General features: G+C 63.9%; 18 protein-coding genes. All 18 read right to left on the bottom strand.

Features of this window, described 5'->3' with window-relative positions; all coding sequences use genetic code 11:
- Positions 1 to 2 precede the first annotated feature (2 nt).
- Positions 3 to 1,142, bottom strand: a complete 1,140-nt coding sequence (locus NE591_RS02095; RefSeq protein WP_331458084.1) for a glycine--tRNA ligase subunit alpha — start codon at positions 1,140 to 1,142, stop codon at positions 3 to 5.
- An 18-nt stretch (positions 1,143 to 1,160) separates the two neighbouring features.
- A complete protein-coding gene (lepB, locus tag NE591_RS02090; protein ID WP_173112702.1) occupies positions 1,161 to 1,775 on the bottom strand; it encodes a signal peptidase I in 615 nt (204 codons plus the stop codon).
- A gap of 46 nt (positions 1,776 to 1,821) precedes the next feature.
- On the bottom strand, positions 1,822 to 2,631 hold the full coding sequence (gene trmD / locus NE591_RS02085; RefSeq protein WP_256156264.1) for a tRNA (guanosine(37)-N1)-methyltransferase TrmD: 810 nt from the start codon (positions 2,629 to 2,631) through the stop codon (positions 1,822 to 1,824).
- 59 nt (positions 2,632 to 2,690) lie between these two features.
- Positions 2,691 to 3,203, bottom strand: coding sequence for a ribosome maturation factor RimM (locus NE591_RS02080; protein WP_231699609.1), 513 nt, complete (start codon positions 3,201 to 3,203; stop codon positions 2,691 to 2,693).
- A gap of 12 nt (positions 3,204 to 3,215) precedes the next feature.
- Positions 3,216 to 3,470, bottom strand: coding sequence for a KH domain-containing protein (locus tag NE591_RS02075; RefSeq protein WP_173112693.1), 255 nt, complete (start codon positions 3,468 to 3,470; stop codon positions 3,216 to 3,218).
- Positions 3,471 to 3,475: 5 nt separating this feature from the next.
- A complete protein-coding gene (gene rpsP / locus NE591_RS02070; RefSeq protein WP_173112690.1) occupies positions 3,476 to 3,721 on the bottom strand; it encodes a 30S ribosomal protein S16 in 246 nt (81 codons plus the stop codon).
- A 123-nt stretch (positions 3,722 to 3,844) separates the two neighbouring features.
- Positions 3,845 to 4,468 carry an ABC transporter ATP-binding protein gene (locus NE591_RS02065; RefSeq protein WP_173112686.1) on the bottom strand — a complete coding sequence of 208 codons (624 nt, stop codon included), beginning with the start codon at positions 4,466 to 4,468 and terminating at the stop codon, positions 3,845 to 3,847.
- A complete protein-coding gene (locus NE591_RS02060) occupies positions 4,462 to 5,454 on the bottom strand; it encodes an ATP-binding cassette domain-containing protein (protein ID WP_173112683.1) in 993 nt (330 codons plus the stop codon). The genes NE591_RS02065 and NE591_RS02060 overlap by 7 nt, the downstream gene beginning before the upstream one ends.
- A 9-nt stretch (positions 5,455 to 5,463) precedes the next feature.
- Positions 5,464 to 6,339, bottom strand: coding sequence for an ABC transporter permease (locus NE591_RS02055; protein ID WP_114540022.1), 876 nt, complete (start codon positions 6,337 to 6,339; stop codon positions 5,464 to 5,466).
- Positions 6,332 to 7,330 (bottom strand): ABC transporter permease, encoded by a 999-nt coding sequence (locus NE591_RS02050; protein ID WP_114540021.1) that lies wholly within the window; start codon positions 7,328 to 7,330, stop codon positions 6,332 to 6,334. Before NE591_RS02050 ends, NE591_RS02055 begins: the two co-directional genes overlap by 8 nt.
- 185 nt (positions 7,331 to 7,515) lie before the next feature.
- Positions 7,516 to 9,186 (bottom strand): ABC transporter substrate-binding protein, encoded by a 1,671-nt coding sequence (locus tag NE591_RS02045; protein ID WP_114540020.1) that lies wholly within the window; start codon positions 9,184 to 9,186, stop codon positions 7,516 to 7,518.
- Positions 9,187 to 9,480: 294 nt separating this feature from the next.
- On the bottom strand, positions 9,481 to 10,896 hold the full coding sequence (gene ffh, locus NE591_RS02040; RefSeq protein WP_022740128.1) for a signal recognition particle protein: 1,416 nt from the start codon (positions 10,894 to 10,896) through the stop codon (positions 9,481 to 9,483).
- A gap of 13 nt (positions 10,897 to 10,909) precedes the next feature.
- Positions 10,910 to 12,400 carry a signal recognition particle-docking protein FtsY gene (gene ftsY / locus NE591_RS02035; RefSeq protein WP_231699608.1) on the bottom strand — a complete coding sequence of 497 codons (1,491 nt, stop codon included), beginning with the start codon at positions 12,398 to 12,400 and terminating at the stop codon, positions 10,910 to 10,912.
- Between the two features lie 385 nt (positions 12,401 to 12,785).
- Complete coding sequence (locus NE591_RS02030) at positions 12,786 to 14,165, bottom strand: sodium-dependent transporter (protein WP_256156263.1); 1,380 nt, start codon at positions 14,163 to 14,165, stop codon at positions 12,786 to 12,788.
- Between the two features lie 168 nt (positions 14,166 to 14,333).
- Positions 14,334 to 14,627, bottom strand: a complete 294-nt coding sequence (locus NE591_RS02025) for a hypothetical protein (RefSeq protein ID WP_181869717.1) — start codon at positions 14,625 to 14,627, stop codon at positions 14,334 to 14,336.
- Positions 14,628 to 14,864: 237 nt separating this feature from the next.
- Positions 14,865 to 15,473, bottom strand: a complete 609-nt coding sequence (locus NE591_RS02020) for a 4Fe-4S dicluster domain-containing protein (RefSeq protein ID WP_114540018.1) — start codon at positions 15,471 to 15,473, stop codon at positions 14,865 to 14,867.
- A gap of 13 nt (positions 15,474 to 15,486) precedes the next feature.
- Positions 15,487 to 18,228 (bottom strand): molybdopterin-dependent oxidoreductase, encoded by a 2,742-nt coding sequence (locus tag NE591_RS02015; protein WP_114540017.1) that lies wholly within the window; start codon positions 18,226 to 18,228, stop codon positions 15,487 to 15,489.
- Positions 18,229 to 18,514: 286 nt separating this feature from the next.
- Positions 18,515 to 19,375, bottom strand: a complete 861-nt coding sequence (locus tag NE591_RS02010) for a slipin family protein (protein WP_114540053.1) — start codon at positions 19,373 to 19,375, stop codon at positions 18,515 to 18,517.
- Positions 19,376 to 19,379: the final 4 nt, after the last annotated feature.

Here is a 19,379-nt window from a genome sequence, read left to right as displayed (position 1 = left end):
TTCTAGGCCTCCTTCTCGGACGACTCGGACGGGGCGGAGACGGCGTCCTCGGCGATGGTCACGAACTCGAAGGCGCGCTCGGAGTGGTCGCCCGCAGCGGCTGCGGCGCCGGGGCATCCGCCGCCGGGCGCAGGCTCGGGGCACGCCGGCACGACGTTGGACGCTGCCTCGGCAGCCGGCTTCGCCAGCGGATCGGGCACATCGGCGAGCAGGGCGTCCAAATCGGACGTGTCGACATCCATGCCCACGACGTTCTTCATATAGGAGGCGCAGCAGGCCTTGGCCAGGGTGCGCACGCGCAGGATGTAGGCCATGCGCTCGGTGGCCGAGATGACGCCGCGGGCATCGAGCAGGTTGAAGGCGTGGCAGCACTTCAGCACCGAGTCGTAGGCCGGCAGCGGCAGGGACGCCTTCAGGGTGCGCAGGCACTCCACCTCGCGGTCGGCGAACTCCTGGAAGAGGAAGTCGGTGTCGGCCACCTCGAAGTTGAACTTGGAATACTCGCGCTCGTTCTCCAGGTACACGTCGCCGTAGGTGAACTCCACGCCGTCGTCGCCGCGGGCCCACACGATGTCGTACATGTTGTCGACGCCCTGGACGAACATGGTGAGGCGCTCAAGCCCGTAGGCGATCTCCACGGGCACCGGGTTGCACTCGAAGCCGCCCACCTGCTGGAAGTAGGTGAACTGGGTCACTTCCATGCCGTCGATCCAGATCTCCCAGCCCAGGCCCCAGGCGCCCAGCGTCGGGCTCTCCCAGTCGTCTTCCACGAAGCGCACGTCGTGGGCCGCCACATCGATGCCGATGGCCTCAAGACTTCCCAGGTACAGGTCCTGGATGTTGTCCGGCGAGGGCTTGATGAGCACCTGGAACTGGTAGTAGAACTGCCCGCGGTTGGGGTTCTCGCCGTAGCGGCCGTCGGTGGGACGGCGGCAGCCCTGCACGTAGCAGGTGCGCCAGGTGTCGGGCCCCAGCGAGCGCAGCGTGGTGGCCGGGGCGTTCGTGCCGGCGCCCACCTCGTTGTCGTAGGGCTGCAGCACCACGCAACCGGTGCTCGCCCAGTAGCGCTGCAGGTTCATGATGACGTCTTGGAAGGTGGGGGGCGTCGCCTTCCCGGCCTTCCCGGGCATGTCTTGTGCCATGGGTCTCCTTTGCTCGAATTACAGCGGGCCGACGTCGGTCAGCGGCCAGTAGATGAATATCGCCTTGCCCGTGACGCTCGACTCCTTGATGGCGCCGAAGTAACGGGAATCCTGGGAATTGGTGCGGTTGTCCCCCATAACCCACAGGCCGCCGGCGGGCACCGTGTAGGGGTAGTCGATGGTAAGCCCGTAGTAGGGCGTTAGCGGATAGGACGGCTCGCCGCGGGTGTAGGGCTCGTCCTGCAGCACGCCGTCTACATAGACGCGGCCGTCGCGCAGATCGACGGTCTGGCCGCCCACAGCGATGACGCGCTTGATGAGGATGCGGCCGCCCTGCTCCGGATCGGGGTCTTGGAAGGTGACGATGTCGCCGGGGGCCGGGTCGCTGCCGTAGTAGGTGATCTTCTCGGAGAAGACCATGTCGCCGGGCATGATGGTCTCCTCCATGGAGCCGGAGGGGATTTCGTAGGCTTGGAAGACGAAGGTGCGCAGCCCCCAGGAGAGCAGCACCACGAGCACCACGAGCACGAGCACGGAGAGCACTGTGCGCAAAAAGCTCGAGGCGCGCGAGGGACGGGGCTGGGGCTGCGGCTGGTAGCCGTAAGGATCGGTCCCATAGCCGTTGTCGTACATCTTCGCGATGCCCCTTCCACGTCTGCGCTCATAATTGTCGGAAACGCTATGATACCCCTTCGGCCGCGCCCGTCGGCGCTGGTTCCAACAACTTCAAAAATTTCTGGTCAGCGGGGGTAAGAAGGTCCGCGGCCTCGGCGGCGGCGATGAGGTCGGGGCGGGCGGCGGCCGTGCGGGCGAGGGACTGCTCGCGCCTCCAGCGAGCGATGGCGGCGTGGTTGCCGCTCGTGAGCACCTCGGGCACCCTCATGCCGCGGAAGTCAGCCGGACGCGTGTACTGGGGATATTCCAGAAGGCCGCTGGTGAAGGACTCGTCCACGGGGCCGTCTGCCGCCCCCAGCACGCCGGGCAGCTTGCGCACCGCGGCATCGATGACCACCATGGAGGCCAGCTCGCCGGAGGTGAGCACGTAGTCCCCCAGCGAGATGACGTGGTCGGCCAGGGCGTAAACGCGCTCGTCGATACCCTCGTAGTGGCCGCAGATGAACAGCAGGTGATCGGCGGCGGCGAGCTTATCGGCATAGGCGTCGTCGAAGGGGCGGCCCTGGGGGGCTAGGAAGACGATCTGGGGGCGGTGTTGTTGCGACTCTTCCACGGCTGAGGCAAGTTTCGCTTCCACGAACTCTTTTCCCAGAATGGCTTCTACCGCCTCGAAGATGGGGTCGCACTTCATGACGAGGCCGGCGCCGCCGCCGTAGGGGTCGTCGTCGGTGGTGCGGTGGCGGTCGTGAGTCCAGTCGCGCAGGTCGTGGGCGCGAAATTCCAAGATGCCCTTCTCCTGGGCGCGCTTCATCATGGACTCGCCCATGACCGAGTCGTACATATGCGGGAACGTGGAGAGGGTTTCGATGAGCATGGGATCCCTTGTCGATGGGTGGCGCGAACGGGCGGAAAGAAGACGACGCGCGGGGCGTCCTACAGATCGAGCAGGCCGGCGGGTAGGGACACATCGATGCGGCGGCCGCCCTCGTCGATGCCAACGATGAACTCGTCCACCAGCGGGATGAGCGCCTCTCCCCCCTCGAGGCGGCGCACCGTGAGCAAAGGCTGGGTCGCGCGCTCGGCAACTTCCACGACCTCGCCCACGTATCCCGCGCGCTCATCGTGCACCGACCAGCCCTCCCAGGCGGGCAGCGCCTCGGCCTCTTCCAGCACCGAGGCGTCGATGCCCTCCTCGCGGGCCAGAAGCTCGCAGCCGGCCAGAAGCTCGGCACCGCTCAGATCGGACACCTCGTCGAAGAAGACGAGCGCCTCGTTCTCGGCTCGCTCCGTCACCTCGCGCACGGTGAGCGTGCGGGGCGCATCCAGCTGGGGCGGCACGACGGCCAGCGTGAGACCGGGGTGCAGCACAAAGGGAAGGCCCGACGCACCTCGTGCGACGAGCCCTCCGTTCAAATTCTTCGGTTTCGCCAGATAGGCGATAGACATCCAGCCGCGCATTTAGTCGATGAGCTCCACATCGACCAGCTTGCCCGACTTCGACGCGGCGGCGCGGGCCAGGGTGCGGATGGACTTGATGACGCGGCCCTGACGGCCGATGACCTTGCCGGCGTCGTCGGCGGCCACGCGGATCTCCACCATGATGTTGCCGTCCTCGGTCTCGGCGGCCGTGATGTCCAGGACATCGGGCTCGTCGATGAGCGGACGGACGATGGCGTCGGTGAGGCCGGCGAGATCTTCCGTGAGATCGGCCATGGCGCTTAAGCGTTCTCGCGGGCAACCGCCAAAAGCTTCGCCACGCGATCAGTGGGCTGGGCGCCGTCGGCGATCCAGCGGTCGACCTTCTCCATATCGAACTGGATCAGATGCGGATGGGCGCAGGGGTTGTAGCGGCCCACTTCCTCGATGAAGCGGCCGTCGCGCGGAGAGCGGGAATCGGCGACGACGATGCGGTAGTACGGGCGCTTCTTGGCGCCGTGGCGAGCGAGGCGAATCTTGACTGCCATGAAATGGAACTCCTTCTTGTACTTTCATTCTCTATACGCAAGCACTGCTCGCACAGTGCGGCGAAAACAGCAATTGCTTATATTACGGCTTGAGCGCGGGAAAGGCAAGCGCCCATCCACGAACTATCCACGGACGGCAGCCGGAACGACTGGCAACTCCACCACGCGGGTGGCGAGGCGGGAGGCCAAGGCCGGGGAATGGGAGACGAAGATAAGGCCCATGGCGCGCGCCTCTGCCTCGGCGACGAGCGCCCGCCAGATCTGCGCCTGGGTCACGGCGTCCAGCATGGTGGAGACCTCGTCGGCGATGAGGTAGCTCGGGTGCGCGCCGAGGGCCCGGGCGATGCAGAAGCGCTGCAGCTCGCCGCCGGACAGCTCGTGGGGATAGCGCGAAAGCCATGCGCCGCGGATGCCCAGAAGTTCCCGCAGACGGTCCAGCTCCTCCTCGCTTGCGCCGCATTCGGCGAGGCTCGCCGCCATGCGCATGCGCGGATCCAACGTCAGCTCCGGATGCTGCCCGATGAGCTGCACCGGGCACGGGCCGCGTTTGGGGAGCGGCTCACCATCGACGAGCACCTCGCCCGCCCGGGGCGCCAGATAGCCCGCCAGCACACGGCACAGCGTCGTCTTGCCGGTGCCGGAGGGCGCGGCCAGCCGCACGCGCTCGCCGGGGGCAACGGCGAGGGAGATGTCGTCGAGAACGGGGCGACCGTCGAAGGCGACGGAGAGGTGGCGGCCTTCTAGCATAGCGGACTTCCTTCGGTGGTCACGACAAATCCATGCTCGGGCAGGGCGTGCCAGAGCTGGCGGGTGAAGGGGTGGGCCAGCGTGTCAGGCGAGGCGAAAGCAGCGACCGAGGTCTCCTCCACCACCGTGCCGTCGCGGAAGACGGCGACGCGATCGGCCACGGTGAGCGCCAGCTCGATGTCGTGGGTAATGAGCATGACACCGCCCCCATCATCGGCAAAGGCGCGGAAATCCGCGAGCGCCGCCTGGGCCAACGGCAGATCGAGTCCCGGGGTGGGCTCGTCGGCGATGATGAGCTTCGGCGCGTCCATGAGCGCGCAGCACAGAAGCACGCGCCGGGCCATGCCGCCGGAGAGCTCATGGGGGTAAAGCCGCGCGACCTCTTCGGCAAGGCCGTAGCGGGCGAACAACTCCCGACGCCGGGCGCGGCGGCGGCCGGCGTCGGCGCGACGGGCCGCACCGCGTCCCCGCGGCATGCCTTCCACTTGGCGCCCCACCCGCATGAGCGGATCGAGGCTCGCCACCGATTGGGGCACAAGGGCGATGCCCCGCCCGCGCTCGGCGGCCAAAGCGGCGGCGTCCATGGGCCGCCCGTCGAACCAGATGCGCCCGCGCACGAGGGCGTTGGGCTCGAACAGGCCCAGCACCGCGTCGGCCAGAAGCGTCTTGCCCGAGCCCGAGGCGCCCACCACGGCGACGATCTCCCCCTCGTGCACGGAAAGGCTCAGAGAGCGGATGACCTCCACCTCCCGCTGGGGCGCGTGCAAATAGCGCCCCAGCCGTCCCCGATCTGCGCGCGAATCCCCTTGCGCCCGCATCGCCGCCGCTTCCTCATCGTACATGAGAAACGACACGGAGAGGTCCTCCACCGTCAGCAGGTGATGGCCGTGCCCGTGGCGCGACGTGGCCGCATGGGAGTGGTGATGATGCACCGGCTGAGCACCGTGATCGACGGCCTCGTGGGCGACGGCAGGCTTCTCTTCCATACTCCCCTCCTATTCCTGGGCGTAGGCCGGATCGACGAGCTTGCGCAGGCTCGTTCCCACCACATCGAACAACATGACGCAGACGACAAGCGCCAGCCCCGGGAACACCGCGAGCCACCACAGCCCCGCCGACAGGTAGCCCATGGCCTCGGAGAGGATGATGCCGATGGCCGGCATCTCCGGCGGCAGCCCGAAGCCGAGGAAGGTGATGGCCGCCTCGTGAAGGATGGCGTGGGGAAACAGCAGCACGAGCCCCACGACGAACTGCGGCAGCACATAGGGCACCATGTGCCGTGCGGAGATGGCGAGCCGGCCCGCACCGAGACGGGCGGCGGCCGCGACGAAATCGGAGGATGCGCACTGGAGTATTTCCGCGCGCAGGATGCGGGCGAGGCTCGGCCAGTGCGTGAGGGCCACGCCGATGGTGACGCCCCAGAACCCCTTGCCCAAAGCGTAGGAGATGAGGATGAGCAGCACGATATGGGGAATGCCCATCATGAGGTCGATGAGCCAGCTGACCGCATGGTCGGCCCAGCGGGGGCCCAGCGCCGCCGCGGCCGCCAGCGCGAGCGCGATGAGCGAGGAGGCCACAGCCGCCATGAGGCCCACGAGCACGCTGGTGGAAAGGCCGGCCAACGTGCGCAGGAGCATGTCGCGGCCCATCCAGTCGGTGCCGAACGGGTGCGAAAGCGAAGGGGGCAGGCTCTTGGCGGCGAAATCGGTCGCCTGGGCGGCCGGCCCCGCCATGAGACCGGCCACCACAACGGCAGCCAGCAGCAGCGCCCCGCCCAGGGCGAGAGCGAAGGCGCGGCGGCGATTGGGCAACCGAAGGCGCCGCGGCGCCGAGAGCACGGGGGGTTGGTTGGCAAAAACCGCATCAGTCATCAGCGACCTCCTTCTGCCGACGCACCGGGCGCATACGGGGATCCACCAGGCCGTAGATGAGGTTCGCGGCCAAGTTCCCCGCGAACACGAGCGCCGCCGACACAAGTGCGATGCCGGCGAGCAGGGCCACGTCTCCCCCGAGGCCGGCCGTGACGGCGGCCTGGCCGAGGCCGGGATAGCTGAACACCTCTTCCACGAGCACCGAGCCGCCGAAGATCTCGGCGATCTGGGAGAACTGGAGCGTGATGGCCGGGAGCGCCAGATTGCGCAGGCCGTGGCGGATGAGCGCCTCGCGCCGCGTGAGGCCGCGGGCCCGGGCGAAGCGGACGTAGTCGCTGTTCAGCACATCGATGGCCTTGGCCCGGGTGTGCAGCGCCACGTTGGCCACCCCCACCACCGATAGCGTGATGGCCGGCAGCGCCATGTGATGCAGCGCATCGGCGAAGGTGACATCGGCGGCCGCCACTCCCACGGGCACCGAGAAGCCGAGGGGGAACCACCCGAGCCACACGGAGAACACTATGAGCAAAAGCAGCCCCACCCAAAACGTCGGCGAGGCGGCCAGAACGAAGCAGTAGCCGCGCACGAAGCGATCGAGCAGCCGCCCCTCGCGCAGGGCCGCCGCCACGCCCAGGACGAAACCGAGCACGCCGGAGGCGACCCACGCCACCCCCATGAGGGCGAGCGAGTTGGCCGCCCGCGAGGCGATGACCTCGGCCACCGGCGCGTTGTAGCGCAGCGACATCCCCAAATCGCCGTGCAGAAGGTCGCCGGCCCAAGCGAGAAAACGCTCGAGCATGGGCGTGTCGGCACCCCAGTAGGCCGCCAGCGCCGCCCGCTTCTCCTCGCTCATGGACATGAGCGCCGCCTGCCCCACGTTGGCCTGCAGAGGATCCACCGGCGAGAGACTGACCAGCGCGAACGTCACCACCGCCACCGCCACCATCAACAGCAGGAACCGACCAAGCTGCGACACGACGTACCTAGCCATGGCACAACCCCATTACTCTCGCAGCAGCGAGCTTTGGGCGGTGCTCACAAAGCGAGTTCCGCAGATGGTATCGAAGGCGCAGCGAGTACGGGAAAAGGCAATCATGTCGCCTTAGATACCAGCGAGGACTGTCTGAGCGACTGAGCACTGCCCAAAGCTCGCGTCCGACGATGTTCAACATAGTTTTAGCTCCAAGACCACTGGTCGATATTGTTCACCAAAGACCACCCGTGCCCGTGGGGATGCGGCTTCTGCTCGGCCACCTTCAAGCCCTCGCGCTCGAAGTACAAGTGATCCACGTTGGCGAGCCACACCCAGGTGGCCGCCCCCTCCGGCGCCACGCCGGTTTCCGTGGCCGCGTCCCACTGGGCGGCCTGGTAGAAGGGATAGGACTCCTCTACGGTACGAGCCGCCTGGGCCGCTTCCAAGTTCGCGTCCACCGTGTCGTTCATGTACTGGGCGTAGTTGCCCCAACCGGTGGAGTAGGTGAGCTCGAACAGCTCCACCGGCGAGTTGGAACCCCAGCCCCACAGCACCGGATCGGCGTACTGCCGCAGGTAGATGTCGTCCCAGCTGGCCCCCTTCGGCTCGACGGCGATGCCGAGGGCCGCCGCCTGGTCGGCGAAGTCGTAGGCCAGAGCCTGGCGCGTGGAATCGCCGGCGGCGTAGTACAGGTCGAAAGCGCAGGGCAGCCCGTCCCGGGCGCGCATCCCGTCGTCGCCTCGCGCCCAGCCGGCCGTATCCAGCAGGCGCTCGGCCGCCGCGACGTCGGTTTCCACGCGCATGGCCTCGCTCGACCAGGGCATGCCGTCGCCTACCGAGTAGGCCGCTCGGCCGAAGCCGGCCAGCACGTGCTCGATCATCTGGCTGCGGTCGATGCCGTAGTTGAGCGCCCGCCGCACGGCAAGGTCGCTCGTGACGTCGTTTCCGCCGGCGTAGACCATGTCGCCTTCCACGGTGACATCGGTGCCGGCGGGATTGCAGGGCAGCGAGATGCCGCGGGAATCCACCGAGGCGCAGTTGAGCAGGGCGTAGCCCGCGGGAACCGCCCCGGCCAGCGCCGCCGAGGTGTAAGCCACGTCCGCCGTGCCCGACTGGGCGGCGGCCAACGACGCGTCCTCTTCCATGAACAGCACCACAACGCGGTCCATGAGCGGCGCATCACCGTAATAGTCGGGGTTGGCGCGCAGGATCACCTGCTGGCCGCGATCCCATTGCTCCAGCATATAGCGGCCGCTGCCGATGGGATGCTCACCGTAATCGGGCCCGTAGGCATGGGCCGGCACGATGCCCATCACGGCGAGCGTGTACAGCAGCGCATTGTTCGGGCGCTTCATGGCGATCTCGCAGGTTGTGGCGTCAACGGCCCGCGCCTCGTCCACCATGGACAGATCCGCTTCGGCCGCTTCGCCGTTCACGATTCCGTTGATGGTGAAGGCCACGTCCTCGGCCGTGAGCGGCACGCCGTCGGTGAACATCACGTCCTCGCGGATATGGAACGTCCAGGTAAGGCCGTCCTCGGAGCAGCCGTAATCGGTGGCGAGATCGTTCACGAAGGCGAGGTTGTTGTCCGTGGCGATGAGCGTCGATTGGATGAGCGGCTCGTGCACGTGCTCGCCGGCCCCCCACCCCACGAGCGGATCGAAACCGGCGGCCGGTTCCGAGGAGGGCGTCATGGTGATTACCACCTGGCTTACGCCGTCGGGACCGACACCGGCACCCGCCGCGCCGGCAGCCGCAGGTTCGTTCGCGCCTGAGTCTGCCGCTCCCCGCGCGCACCCCGCCAAAAGCGCGCCGCTCCCCGCCGCTCCGGCAAGTCCCGCTGCACGCACGAAGTTCCTTCTCGTCAGGGCCATGGCTTCTCCTCCTGTTAGTGTTACGTCTCTTCAATGCGTAACAATACCATAGGCGAGCCACCAGTGTTACGGAATTTCGATTCGTAAGACGAATGGCCGATGCGAAAGGTAAATAGCCGGCACCCCGCCAATGCGGGACGCTGTCGCGGGGCGGGGTTCCGCGCGCAGTTCAATGGAGTGCGCGCATCACCTTCCAAACCGCGGCGATACGGTGCACTCCATTGCTGTTTGAGCACGGAGCCCCGCCCCGCGACAGCGTCCAGAGGGGCGTCTCGGCCGTCAACAGCGGAGAAACTACTGTCCCATCATATCTTGGATCTTCTTGAGGTCGCTCATGGACATGCCGCCCATGCCCGGAATACCCAGGCCGCGGCGGCGCTTGCCCTTCTTCCCCTTCTTGCCCTTGCGCGAGGCCTGCTGCTCCATGCCGGCGGTGGCCTGCTTCACCATCTTCTTCGTCTCGTTGAACTTCTTCATCATCTGGTTCACGTCGGTGACGGTAACCCCGGCGCCCTTGGCGATACGGGCGCGGCGGCTGCCGTTCAGAAGCTCCGGTTTGGCGCGCTCGGCCTTGGTCATGGAGTTGATGATGACCTCCATGGCGTCGAGTGCCCCTTCATCAACCTGACCGGAGCCGAGCGCCTTGTCGCCGCCGGGCAGCGCGCTGATGAGCTTGGAGACGCCGCCCATCTTGCGCACCTGCTTGTTCATCATGAGGAAGTCATCCAAGGTGAGCTGGCCGCGCATCATGCGCTCGGCCTCCAGTTCCTCCTCTTCGGCCTGCTGCACGCGCACGGCGTTCTCGATGAGCGAGACGACGTCGCCCATGCCAAGGATGCGCTTGGCCATGCGGTCGGGGTGGAAGACCTCCAGGGAATCGGGCTTCTCGCCCGAGGAGATGAACTTGATGGGTTTGCCGGTAACCTCGCGGATGGAAAGGGCGCCGCCGCCGCGGGCGTCGCCGTCCATCTTCGACATGATGACGCCGTCGAAGTCGACCGACTCGGCGAAGGCCTCCACGACGTTCACGACGTCCTGGCCGGTCATGGCATCCACCACCATGAGGATCTGGTCGGGGTGCGTGGCGTCCTTGATGGCCTGGGCCTCCTCCATCATGTCGGCGTCCACGTGCAGACGGCCCGCCGTGTCGATGATGACCACGTCGCGCAGGTTGTCGATGGCGTCCTGGATGCCCTCGCGCGCGATGGCCACCGGATCGCGCCCGTCGCCGCGGTAGACCCGCACACCGATCTCGTCGCCCAAGGTCTGCAGCTGGTCGGCCGCCGCGGGACGGTACACGTCGCCGGCGATGAGCAGCGGCGAGTGATTCTCCTGCTTCAGCCGGTAGGCGAGCTTGGCCGCCGCCGTGGTCTTGCCGGAGCCCTGCAAGCCCACAAGCATGATAACATTGGGGATGCGGCTTGAGAGCACGAGCCGGGAATCGGTGCGGCCGAGCAGCTCGGTCAGCTCGTCGAGCACGATCTTCACGACGTTCTGGGCCGGGGTGAGCGAGTCCAGCACGTCGGCGGAAAGGCAACGCTCCTTGGTGCGGGCGACGAAGTTCTTCACCACTTTGAAGTTGACGTCGGCCTCCAAGAGCGCCAGGCGGATCTCGCGCATGGCGGCGTTGATGTCGTCCTCGGTCAGGCGGCCCTTGCTGCGCAGGCCGGAGAAGATGCCCTGAAGGCGTTCGGAGAGGTTCTCGAGCATGGGGGTTCCTTATCTATTCAAACAGGCGCTTCCAGAAGCTTTTCTTTTCGGGCTCGGGGGCCGGCTCGGGCTCGGGCTCAGGCTCGCCCTCGGCGTTTTCATCAGCGGCAGCCATGGCGAGCTCAGCCAGCTCGTCGTCGGTGAAGGGGACATCATCGAAGACGCCTTCCTCGGCCGCCTCCGCAACGGCCTCGGCGTTGCGGTCGAGCTCCGTCAGCTCGGCGGCCTCAAGACCGGCAGAGGTATCCTCCTCGGTTTCCAGGACGAGGGTGTCGTGGGTGCGCCGGCCCAAAGCGGCTTCCAGCAGATCGGCATTGTCGGGCTCGGCTGCCGCCTCCTCCGCGGCATCGGCGAAGGCCTCTTCCGCATCGCCCTGCGCGTCCACCACGGGCGCTTCGCCATCCTCAATCTCCGCGAGGGCCTCCACGGTCGCGTCCTCGACCGTCTCCCCGGCAGACCCCTCGACCGCCTTCTCGGCCTCGGCCGCGCACGCCGGCGCGCCCTCCAGCACGTCCCGACGGCGCTCGCCGGCCGTGACGGCCGCCTCCTTGGCGTTCTCGCCGCGCAGGCCGTCCTCGTCCGCATCGAAGCGCTCGTCGAAAGTGCCGACGAGCGCCGAGGCGAACTCGCGGGCGTCGAAGTCGCGCAAGTCGTCGATGCCCTCGCCCACGCCGATCTTCACGATGGGCAGCCCCAGCTCGTGGCTCACGGCCAGCGCGATGCCGCCTTTGGCCGTGCCATCGAGCTTCGTGACGATAAGGGCGTCCAAATCCAGCGCGCGGTTGAACTCGCGGGCCTGCTGCAGGCCGTTCTGACCCGTGGTGGCGTCGATGACGAGCACCGTGTACACCGGCAGCTTCGAGCGCTTGCGCACCACGTTCACTACTTTCTCCAACTCGCGCATGAGGTCGGCGGAGGTGTGCAGGCGCCCGGCCGTGTCGATGAGCACGAGCTCGGCACCGGTCGCTTCGGCGCGCTCCAGCGTGTCGTAGCACACGCTCGCCGGATCGGCTCCGCGCTCTCGGGTAACCATCTCCACCCCGGCGCGGCGCGCCCACACCTCAAGCTGCTCGATGGCGGCGGCGCGGAAGGTGTCGGCCGAGCCCAGGATGACCGCGCGACCCGCATCGGTTTCCGCCTTGGCGAGCTTGCCCACGGTGGTGGTCTTGCCCGTGCCGTTGATGCCCACGAACAGCACCACGGCCTCATCGCCACCGAAGATGTCGGCCCCGGGCTCGGTGAAGGCACCGGCGATCTCGTCGTTCAAGAGGTCGAGCACCGCATAGGCGTCGGGCAGCGCCTTACGGGTGGCTTGGTCGCGCAGGTTCTCCACGATGTCGCTGGCCGCCGCCCCGCCCACATCCGACAGGATGAGGGTTTCTTCCAAGCCCTCCCAGAACTCCTCGTCCAAATCGGGTCCACGGTCCAAAAGGACGTTCATCGACTCCTTGAACTTGTCGCGCGAGCGGGAAAGCCCCTCGCTGATGCGATCGAAAAAGCCCATCGGGCACTCCTTCAAAATCATGGGCGACGGCGCCCGTCAGCAACGGCCGTCGGGCCGTTTCGTTAAAATGTTCCTTATAGTTTACGACATCGAGTGCCCCACACTGCCGCCCTGACAATTTCTTTCATTATTTTGGTCACAAAATCGACTTCTGGGTTTGAGGTTCAAGGTCAAACGGCTGGATCAGCATTTTCCAAGGCCTTCCAGATGACGTTTTGCGTAAAAAGCTGCCTCCATGATCGCAAAGAGCGCCTCATAAAAAACCAAAACTCGATTTTGTGACCATTTTTTCAAAAAAGTTTGTCGTCGGCGCACGAATACCCGAAAACCAGCAATCCCTAAACGCACAAATACCCGAGTTTGCCTCAGGCACCAGTCGCTTTGCTCACATCCAGGAGCTGACGATGGGCACCCAGCCCATGATGAGGATGATGACCACGAGCACCGGCACGCCGAAGCGCATCCACGGGCGCAGCCACCGAGGGAACTTGAGCCCTTCGCCCTCATTGGCCTCGGCAAGGAAGTTCTTCCAGCCCCAGCCGCGCCGGGACACGCAGAACAGCACGTAGACCAGCGAGCCCAAGGGCATGATGTTGCTGGACACAAGGAAGTCCTCCACCGTCTGGATGTCGCCCACTCCCGGCATGACCACATCCGAAAGCACGTTGAACCCGAACGCACAGGGCAGCGACAGCAGCGGGATGGCAATGAGGTTCACCGTGACGGCCCGCTTGCGCGACCATCCCCATTGGTCCATCGAGAACCTCAGAATGCCCTCGAACACGGCGATGACCGTGGAAAGCGCCGCGAATGACATGAACACGAAGAACAGCGTGCCCCACACCTGTCCTCCCCACATCTGTTCGAACACGCTCGGCAGCGTGATGAACACAAGCCCGGGGCCCGAGTCCGGCGCCACGCCGAAGGCGAAGCAGGCTGGGAAGATGATGAGCCCCGTGGCCAGGGCAACGCCGGTGTCGAGCACGCCGATCGTGGCCGCCTCGCCCATGAGCGAGCGGTGCTTGTCGATGTAGCTGCCGAAAATGGTCATGGAGCCCATGCCGATGGACAGGGTGAAGAAGGCCTGACCCATGGCCGCGTAGGCCGCCTCGAAGAACATATCCGGGCTACCGAAGATCTTCGGGAAGTCCGGCAGCAGGTAGAAGGCCACGCCGTCGGCCGCCCCCGGAAGGGTGAGCGCGCGCACCACGAGCACCCCCAAAATGGCGAGCAGGGCGAGCATCATGGCCTTGGTGATGCGCTCCACGCCCTTTTGCACCCCCAGCGAGCAGATGAGGATGGAGACGACGCACACCACTACCATCCAGAAGACGCATTCCACCGGCGAGGCCAGCATCGCGTCGAAGACGGCCGAGGTGGCCTGCGAGTCGGCCCCCACGAACTGCCCGGAGGCGAACTTCGGCACGTAGGCAAGCATCCACCCGGCCACCGTGGTGTAGAACATCATGAGCAGATAGCACCCGGCGATGCCCACCCACTTGTACTTGTGCCAGTGAGTGCCCGCCGGCTCCAGCACGTTGAAGGCGCGGGCGATGGAGCGCTGGGAACCGCGGCCCACAGCGAACTCCATGACCATGATGGGCAGGCCCAAGACCACCAGAAAGACCAGGTACATGACGAGGAAGGCCGCGCCTCCGTACTCGCCGGTGATGTAGGGGAAGCGCCAGACGTTGCCGAGGCCTATGGCGCAGCCAGCGGAGATGAGGATGAACCCCAGACGGCTGCCGAATCGCTCACGTTCCAATAACGTCTCCTTTAAACGAGCCGCGCCCCGACGAGCACGACCGCTGATTTTTCACGAGAGATCATGCTAACAGAACAGAGAAGCCCGCTGCTCGGGGATTTCCAAGCAGCGGGCTTTCCCTTTTCCATCCAAGCGCCCCGAACACTGTGGCCCGGAGCGTCCGGCGCGTTACTTGTCCTCGGCGGCCTTCTTGGCGTCGTCAGCCTTGTCCTTGGCGGCATCGGCGGCATCGGCAGCCTTCTCCTTGGCGGTATCGGCCGCATCCTTGGCCTTTTCGGCGGCGTCGGCGGCGGCGTCCTTCAGATCGCCGGCCTTCTCGGCGGCAGCATCCTTCAAGTCGGCGGCCTTCTCGGCAGCGGCGTCCTTCAGGTCGCCCGCCTTATCGGCCAAATCGTGGGCGCCATCCTGGAACGCCTCCTTGATGTCCTCGCCGGCTTCCTTCATCTTATCGATGAAACTCATGGTGAATCTCCCTTCATCGGGTCTTGCGCGTGCATCCACCATACCGTGCCGCAGCCGTCGCCGCCTCGCGATGATCCCATCCGACGATGACCCCTTGACGACCTGTTAAGCTGCGGTCATCTGCGCCAGACGCCCTATTCTCCCCCCCTTATTTGCAGATCGCTGAAAAAAAAAGATGGCGTCCGCAAAGAACGGACGCCATCTGGGAGAGGTCAGTTAAGACGTGCTCCCTCTTGCTTATGCATTCACCTTCTTCGGCAGATACCACACCGACGGGTTCGTGCCCTCCTCGGACAATAGCTGGAAGCCCTCGGCTGCCTCGGCCTGGGAGCGAAGATCGTCAAGTTCTCCGAATACGCGAGCGCCAGCGGGGCAAGCGGCCACACAGGCCTGGACGCGCCCGTCGCCCGCATCGATGCGATCGGCGCAGAACGTGCACTTGTCAACGGTGCCCTTGGGCATCGTGGGATACATAATCTCCTCGTACTCGTTGAGCGTCTCGCCAAAATACCCGTTCTCATCCTCGCGGTAATAACGAGCTCCGTAAGGACAAGCGCTCATGCACGACTTGCAACCGATGCACTCGTCCTTGTTGATCGCGACAATGCCATCCTCGCGCTTGAACGAGGCCCCGGTTGGGCACACCTCAACACACGGAGCGTTCTCGCAATGCATGCACAGCATGGGATAGGCCGTCATGCGAACGTCGGGATACTCGCCGACGTACTCGATCTCCACATGGGCGCGCGTTACCTTAGGCGGCGTTCCATGGGCCTCTTTGCACGCAACGGCGCAGGCATGGCAGCCAATGCACTTCTTAAGATCGATGAGCATTCCATACGTCATAGCTTATCCCTCCCTAGGAAATCTTCTCAACTTTGACGCGAACCGTCTGATCGAGCGCCGAGCAAATGTAGTCAAAACGCTTGGGATCATGGCCTGGCGCGAGGTGGGCGATAGGCGTTCCCTTGCCCTTGCTGCTCGGAATAAACTCCGAATGGGAGCCCCATGATCCGCAGATGACGGCCATGCATTCGGGATGGATCTTCTCCGAAGTCATGAGGATGCCCTCAACGGAGGAATCGTGCTGGCTGACGAGACGAATCTTATCGCCATCGGCAAGCCCCTTTTCCGAAGCCACGGCAGCGTTCATTTCCACAGCGTAAGCGTAAGGGTTGGACTCGTTAACCTCGTTGATATAGGGATTGCCGAGGCCCCACGAGTCGACATTGATGGAATCGGTGTAGTAAATGGGGAACAAGGTGAAATCGGGATCGGTCACCTCCCATTCCGTGCAAGGCTTCCAATCCGGGAACGGCTGATAGTCATCAGTTTCCCAATAGATACCGAGCTCCTCAACGGTCTTTTCAACCTTCTCCTTCGCTTCAAACATGAAATCCCAGTACAACGGAACTTTACCGGGCGCATTGTTAGCCCAAATGTACACCTCATCAACGTCGCGCGGATGCGTGTAGACGCCATGCTCTTTAAACCACTCGAAGTCATGCTCCTCGTCGACGAGGCTCTTGGCAACGGAATTCGCGAACGCCTCGAGGTCGAAAGGCTGATCCATGGGAACAGAGTATTCATCCTTAACCCGGTACACCATGTTCATAAGCCCAACGTAATTCGCGGTCATGCCCCTGCGGTCGGCAAGATCGCCCATTATCTCGAAAATGGACTTCACGCCGTCCTTCGGCTCGACAACCGGCTGCATGATCGGATATGCCCACGGCACATCCAAGCCGCAGATCACCCGGTGGTTGAAGAACATGTGAGGCAAAGGATCGATTCGCTCGAGATAGTTCGCCTCAGGAAGGAACACATCATACAAGTAGGAGGATTCGTTGAGGAACAGGTCGACGCCCACGATGAAATCGAGATTCTTCAGCATTTCGATCTGCTCGTCATGGTTGCCCCACCATTTGATGGGATTGCAGCCGTAAACAAGCGCGGCCTTGATAGGCTGAGTGCCGTACAAATCGGGATCGCACTGGGCCAGGTTGAAGAAATGCGCGTCCTCTCCGAGCGGCTGGAGGGCGAGCATACTCATATCGGTCGGCTTGTACTCCTCAATCGGCTTGCGCACGCGCTCGTAGTACGAGCCGGGATAGGCCATGAGCAGCGAAACGTCGTTCATGAAGCCGTCTTCCTCCCAAATTGAGGGACGGAACTGAACAACGTTCTCAGGGTCATCGGTAATGCCGTTGCAGGCGGGATCGAATCCGATAAGGCCTCCCACCGAGTTCGCGGCACCCACGATAACATTCAGCATGATGACAGACCAGCAGGCATGGTAAGCATGTTTGTGCCGCGTCAGACCGGAGAACAGATCGACGCAAACAGGGCGGTAAGGCATCGTCACCCCGCCGACCTCGATGGTCTCGCCGATATGGGCAGCCTCGCCAAACTCTTTGGCGATCTGACGAATAGTAGCGGCGGGAACCGTAGTGATCTCTTCTTGATATTCAGGTGTATAGCGCGAAATATGGGCCTTGTAAAGGGTAAACGCCGTTGTGCAAGCAGCGCCATCAACCTCAAACGTGCCTTCCAGCACTGGCTGCACGCACTCGTCGTAGGGCTTGGCAGTGTTGTCGGACGCATCCATGTAGAGCGCCTTGTTCGACTCGGGATGACGCAAGATGCGCTGCGTCTCATCGCTGACGAGAGCCGGGCCGTTCGTGCGGTTCGTTAGATACTCGGCATCGAAGATCCCCAGCTCGTTCACGAGGACGTTCGCCATTGCCAGCGCAGCAGCGGCGTCGGTGCTGGGACGTATCGGCACCCAAAGGTCAGCGGCTTCGGCGCCCGCCGACATATGAGGATCGAAGTTGACGAGACGCATCCCCTCCGCGCGACGCTTGGAGAAAAGCTCGGCCGTCATATTGAAGCCGTGACGCGTGGCAACGCCAGCATTGGTGCCGAACTGAATGAGGTAGTTGCAATACTCGTAATCGGGCTTCGCGTTGCCCGCCCCCGTATAGATGTAGCTTACCTGGTGAACGCCGGTGCCGCACAAATCGGCAATGGCATTAGCCGGCTCATAGGCGCCGTAGAGCGCACCGAGCGCCATGCCCTTGACCAAGCTGCCCGTTTGGCTAGCGACCATGGACATGCTCCCAAGAGCTCCGGGATATTCCGCAACTGCCTTCGAGAACGCCTCATCGACAAGATCGTACGCTTCGTCCCAGCTGATCTCGACCCAGCCCGGATCGATGTCGATCCCCTTTTCGGGATTCGTGCGCTTCATGGGTTTGGTGATACGGTTCGGATCGTACTGCTGCATGATGCCTGCGGCACCTTTTCCACAAATGTGGCCATAGCCGATAGGGCTATCCGGATTGCCCGTCAACTCCACGATCACGCCATCGATAACATGCGCCTTGATCGAGCAGTTGTTGAAGCACATGTTGCAAGTGGTGGGAATCCATTCGCCCGCGTTCGGATCGTAAGCCGTCTTCTCCGGCGAGGTGATCGCCAGATCGGTTCCCTCCTTCTCTGCCGTACCCGACGAGCAACCCACCAGTCCAGCGGTGAGAGCCGCAGCGCCGGCTCCTGCCACGAACCCTCGGCGACTGACGTTCAAGTCGTTCTCGCTCATGGTGTACCTCCCTCTAAACTAAAGGGATTCCCCTGCCCTCTGCAGAGGACATTCCCCTGGCATCCTCAAATGCCTATTGTCAGGGTACACTACTCAACTATGACAATCAATAACTTTGATTATCCTATTTAGGATATAATGGAACCCCTTTTGAGAAGATACGCGGTCTCACTGCTCAATGCTGAGAACTATGGTGCGCTTTTATTGCAAATCGAACACCATGGAGGATACATCCGCTCGCAATTTCGGCACTAACGGAACTGGATCGGCACCGGATAGCCGTGGGCTACTTCAAGAAACCATCAATATTGTTAAAAGCCTCACCGAAGGCGCTCGGAGCGATAACAAGGCCGCCCTTTTCTTTCACAGACTCATAAATGAGGTTCATCGTACGCAACTGAAGTGCCTTATCGTTGCGCTCGTAAACCGCTGCCGCCTCTACAAACATCTCAGAGATGTCCTTTTCCACCTCGGCGAGAAGCAGACGCGAGTTACGCTCTCGCTCAGCTTGGGCCTCTTTGGACAAAGCGTCCTGCAACTCTGACGGCACAGCGATATCGCGAATCTCCACCGAGACAACCGTGATGCCCCACGCACGCGTTTTCTCTTCGAGGATCGCTTTTATCTCATTGTCCAATTGCTCGCGGCGCGTCGCCACCTCGGCGAGATTGATGCGACCCACCGCATCGCGCAGGGCGGTTTGAGCAGCCCACCATACCGCCGATGAATAGTCTTCCACCTCCACGCAGGCGTCTTTGGGATCCCAAACCATCCAGAACAACACCGCATCGATGCCGAGCGGCACAAGGTCGGCCGTCACAGCCTCCTCAGCCGAGAACGGCGTGGTGATAATGCGCTGGTCAACTCGCGCAGCCACTGATTCGACAACAGGAGCAACCACATATAATCCTGGTCCATCGATGCGATTGAACTTCCCTAGGCGCAGAACCACGACACGCTCCCACTGCGGAGCGATGCGAACGGTACTCGAGGCCACCAGACCCACTGCTACGCCGCCCAAAAGGGCCACGGGCAGCGATGCGTTCCACACAAGGAACGCGAACAGACCGCCGGAAGTCAAGAAGAGCGCTATAGCGAACAGGTAAACGCTGTTACGCGACGTCTTTTTCGCCGTCGGCGCCGCCATAGAC

Source organism: Adlercreutzia sp. DFI.6.23 (assembly GCF_024462535.1).
GTDB classification, from domain to species: Bacteria; Actinomycetota; Coriobacteriia; order Coriobacteriales; family Eggerthellaceae; genus Adlercreutzia; species Adlercreutzia rubneri.
The sequence above is the reverse complement of the archived record's forward strand: the minus strand, read 5'-3'. Positions and strand labels throughout refer to the sequence as shown.

Excerpts from the sequence above, each read along its gene's own strand:
- NE591_RS02095 (WP_331458084.1), bottom strand. The coding sequence starts at position 1,142 with ATGGCACAAGACATGCCCGGGAAGGCCGGGAAGGCGACGCCCCCCACC.
- lepB (WP_173112702.1), bottom strand. The coding sequence starts at position 1,775 with ATGTACGACAACGGCTATGGGACCGATCCTTACGGCTACCAGCCGCAG.
- trmD (WP_256156264.1), bottom strand. The coding sequence starts at position 2,631 with ATGCTCATCGAAACCCTCTCCACGTTCCCGCATATGTACGACTCGGTC.
- NE591_RS02080 (WP_231699609.1), bottom strand. The coding sequence starts at position 3,203 with ATGTCTATCGCCTATCTGGCGAAACCGAAGAATTTGAACGGAGGGCTC.
- NE591_RS02075 (WP_173112693.1), bottom strand. The coding sequence starts at position 3,470 with ATGGCCGATCTCACGGAAGATCTCGCCGGCCTCACCGACGCCATCGTC.
- rpsP (WP_173112690.1), bottom strand. The coding sequence starts at position 3,721 with ATGGCAGTCAAGATTCGCCTCGCTCGCCACGGCGCCAAGAAGCGCCCG.
- NE591_RS02065 (WP_173112686.1), bottom strand. The coding sequence starts at position 4,468 with ATGCTAGAAGGCCGCCACCTCTCCGTCGCCTTCGACGGTCGCCCCGTT.
- NE591_RS02060 (WP_173112683.1), bottom strand. The coding sequence starts at position 5,454 with ATGGAAGAGAAGCCTGCCGTCGCCCACGAGGCCGTCGATCACGGTGCT.
- NE591_RS02055 (WP_114540022.1), bottom strand. The coding sequence starts at position 6,339 with ATGACTGATGCGGTTTTTGCCAACCAACCCCCCGTGCTCTCGGCGCCG.
- NE591_RS02050 (WP_114540021.1), bottom strand. The coding sequence starts at position 7,330 with ATGGCTAGGTACGTCGTGTCGCAGCTTGGTCGGTTCCTGCTGTTGATG.
- NE591_RS02045 (WP_114540020.1), bottom strand. The coding sequence starts at position 9,186 with ATGGCCCTGACGAGAAGGAACTTCGTGCGTGCAGCGGGACTTGCCGGA.
- ffh (WP_022740128.1), bottom strand. The coding sequence starts at position 10,896 with ATGCTCGAGAACCTCTCCGAACGCCTTCAGGGCATCTTCTCCGGCCTG.
- ftsY (WP_231699608.1), bottom strand. The coding sequence starts at position 12,400 with ATGGGCTTTTTCGATCGCATCAGCGAGGGGCTTTCCCGCTCGCGCGAC.
- NE591_RS02025 (WP_181869717.1), bottom strand. The coding sequence starts at position 14,627 with ATGAGTTTCATCGATAAGATGAAGGAAGCCGGCGAGGACATCAAGGAG.
- NE591_RS02020 (WP_114540018.1), bottom strand. The coding sequence starts at position 15,473 with ATGACGTATGGAATGCTCATCGATCTTAAGAAGTGCATTGGCTGCCAT.
- NE591_RS02015 (WP_114540017.1), bottom strand. The coding sequence starts at position 18,228 with ATGAGCGAGAACGACTTGAACGTCAGTCGCCGAGGGTTCGTGGCAGGA.
- NE591_RS02010 (WP_114540053.1), bottom strand. The coding sequence starts at position 19,375 with ATGGCGGCGCCGACGGCGAAAAAGACGTCGCGTAACAGCGTTTACCTG.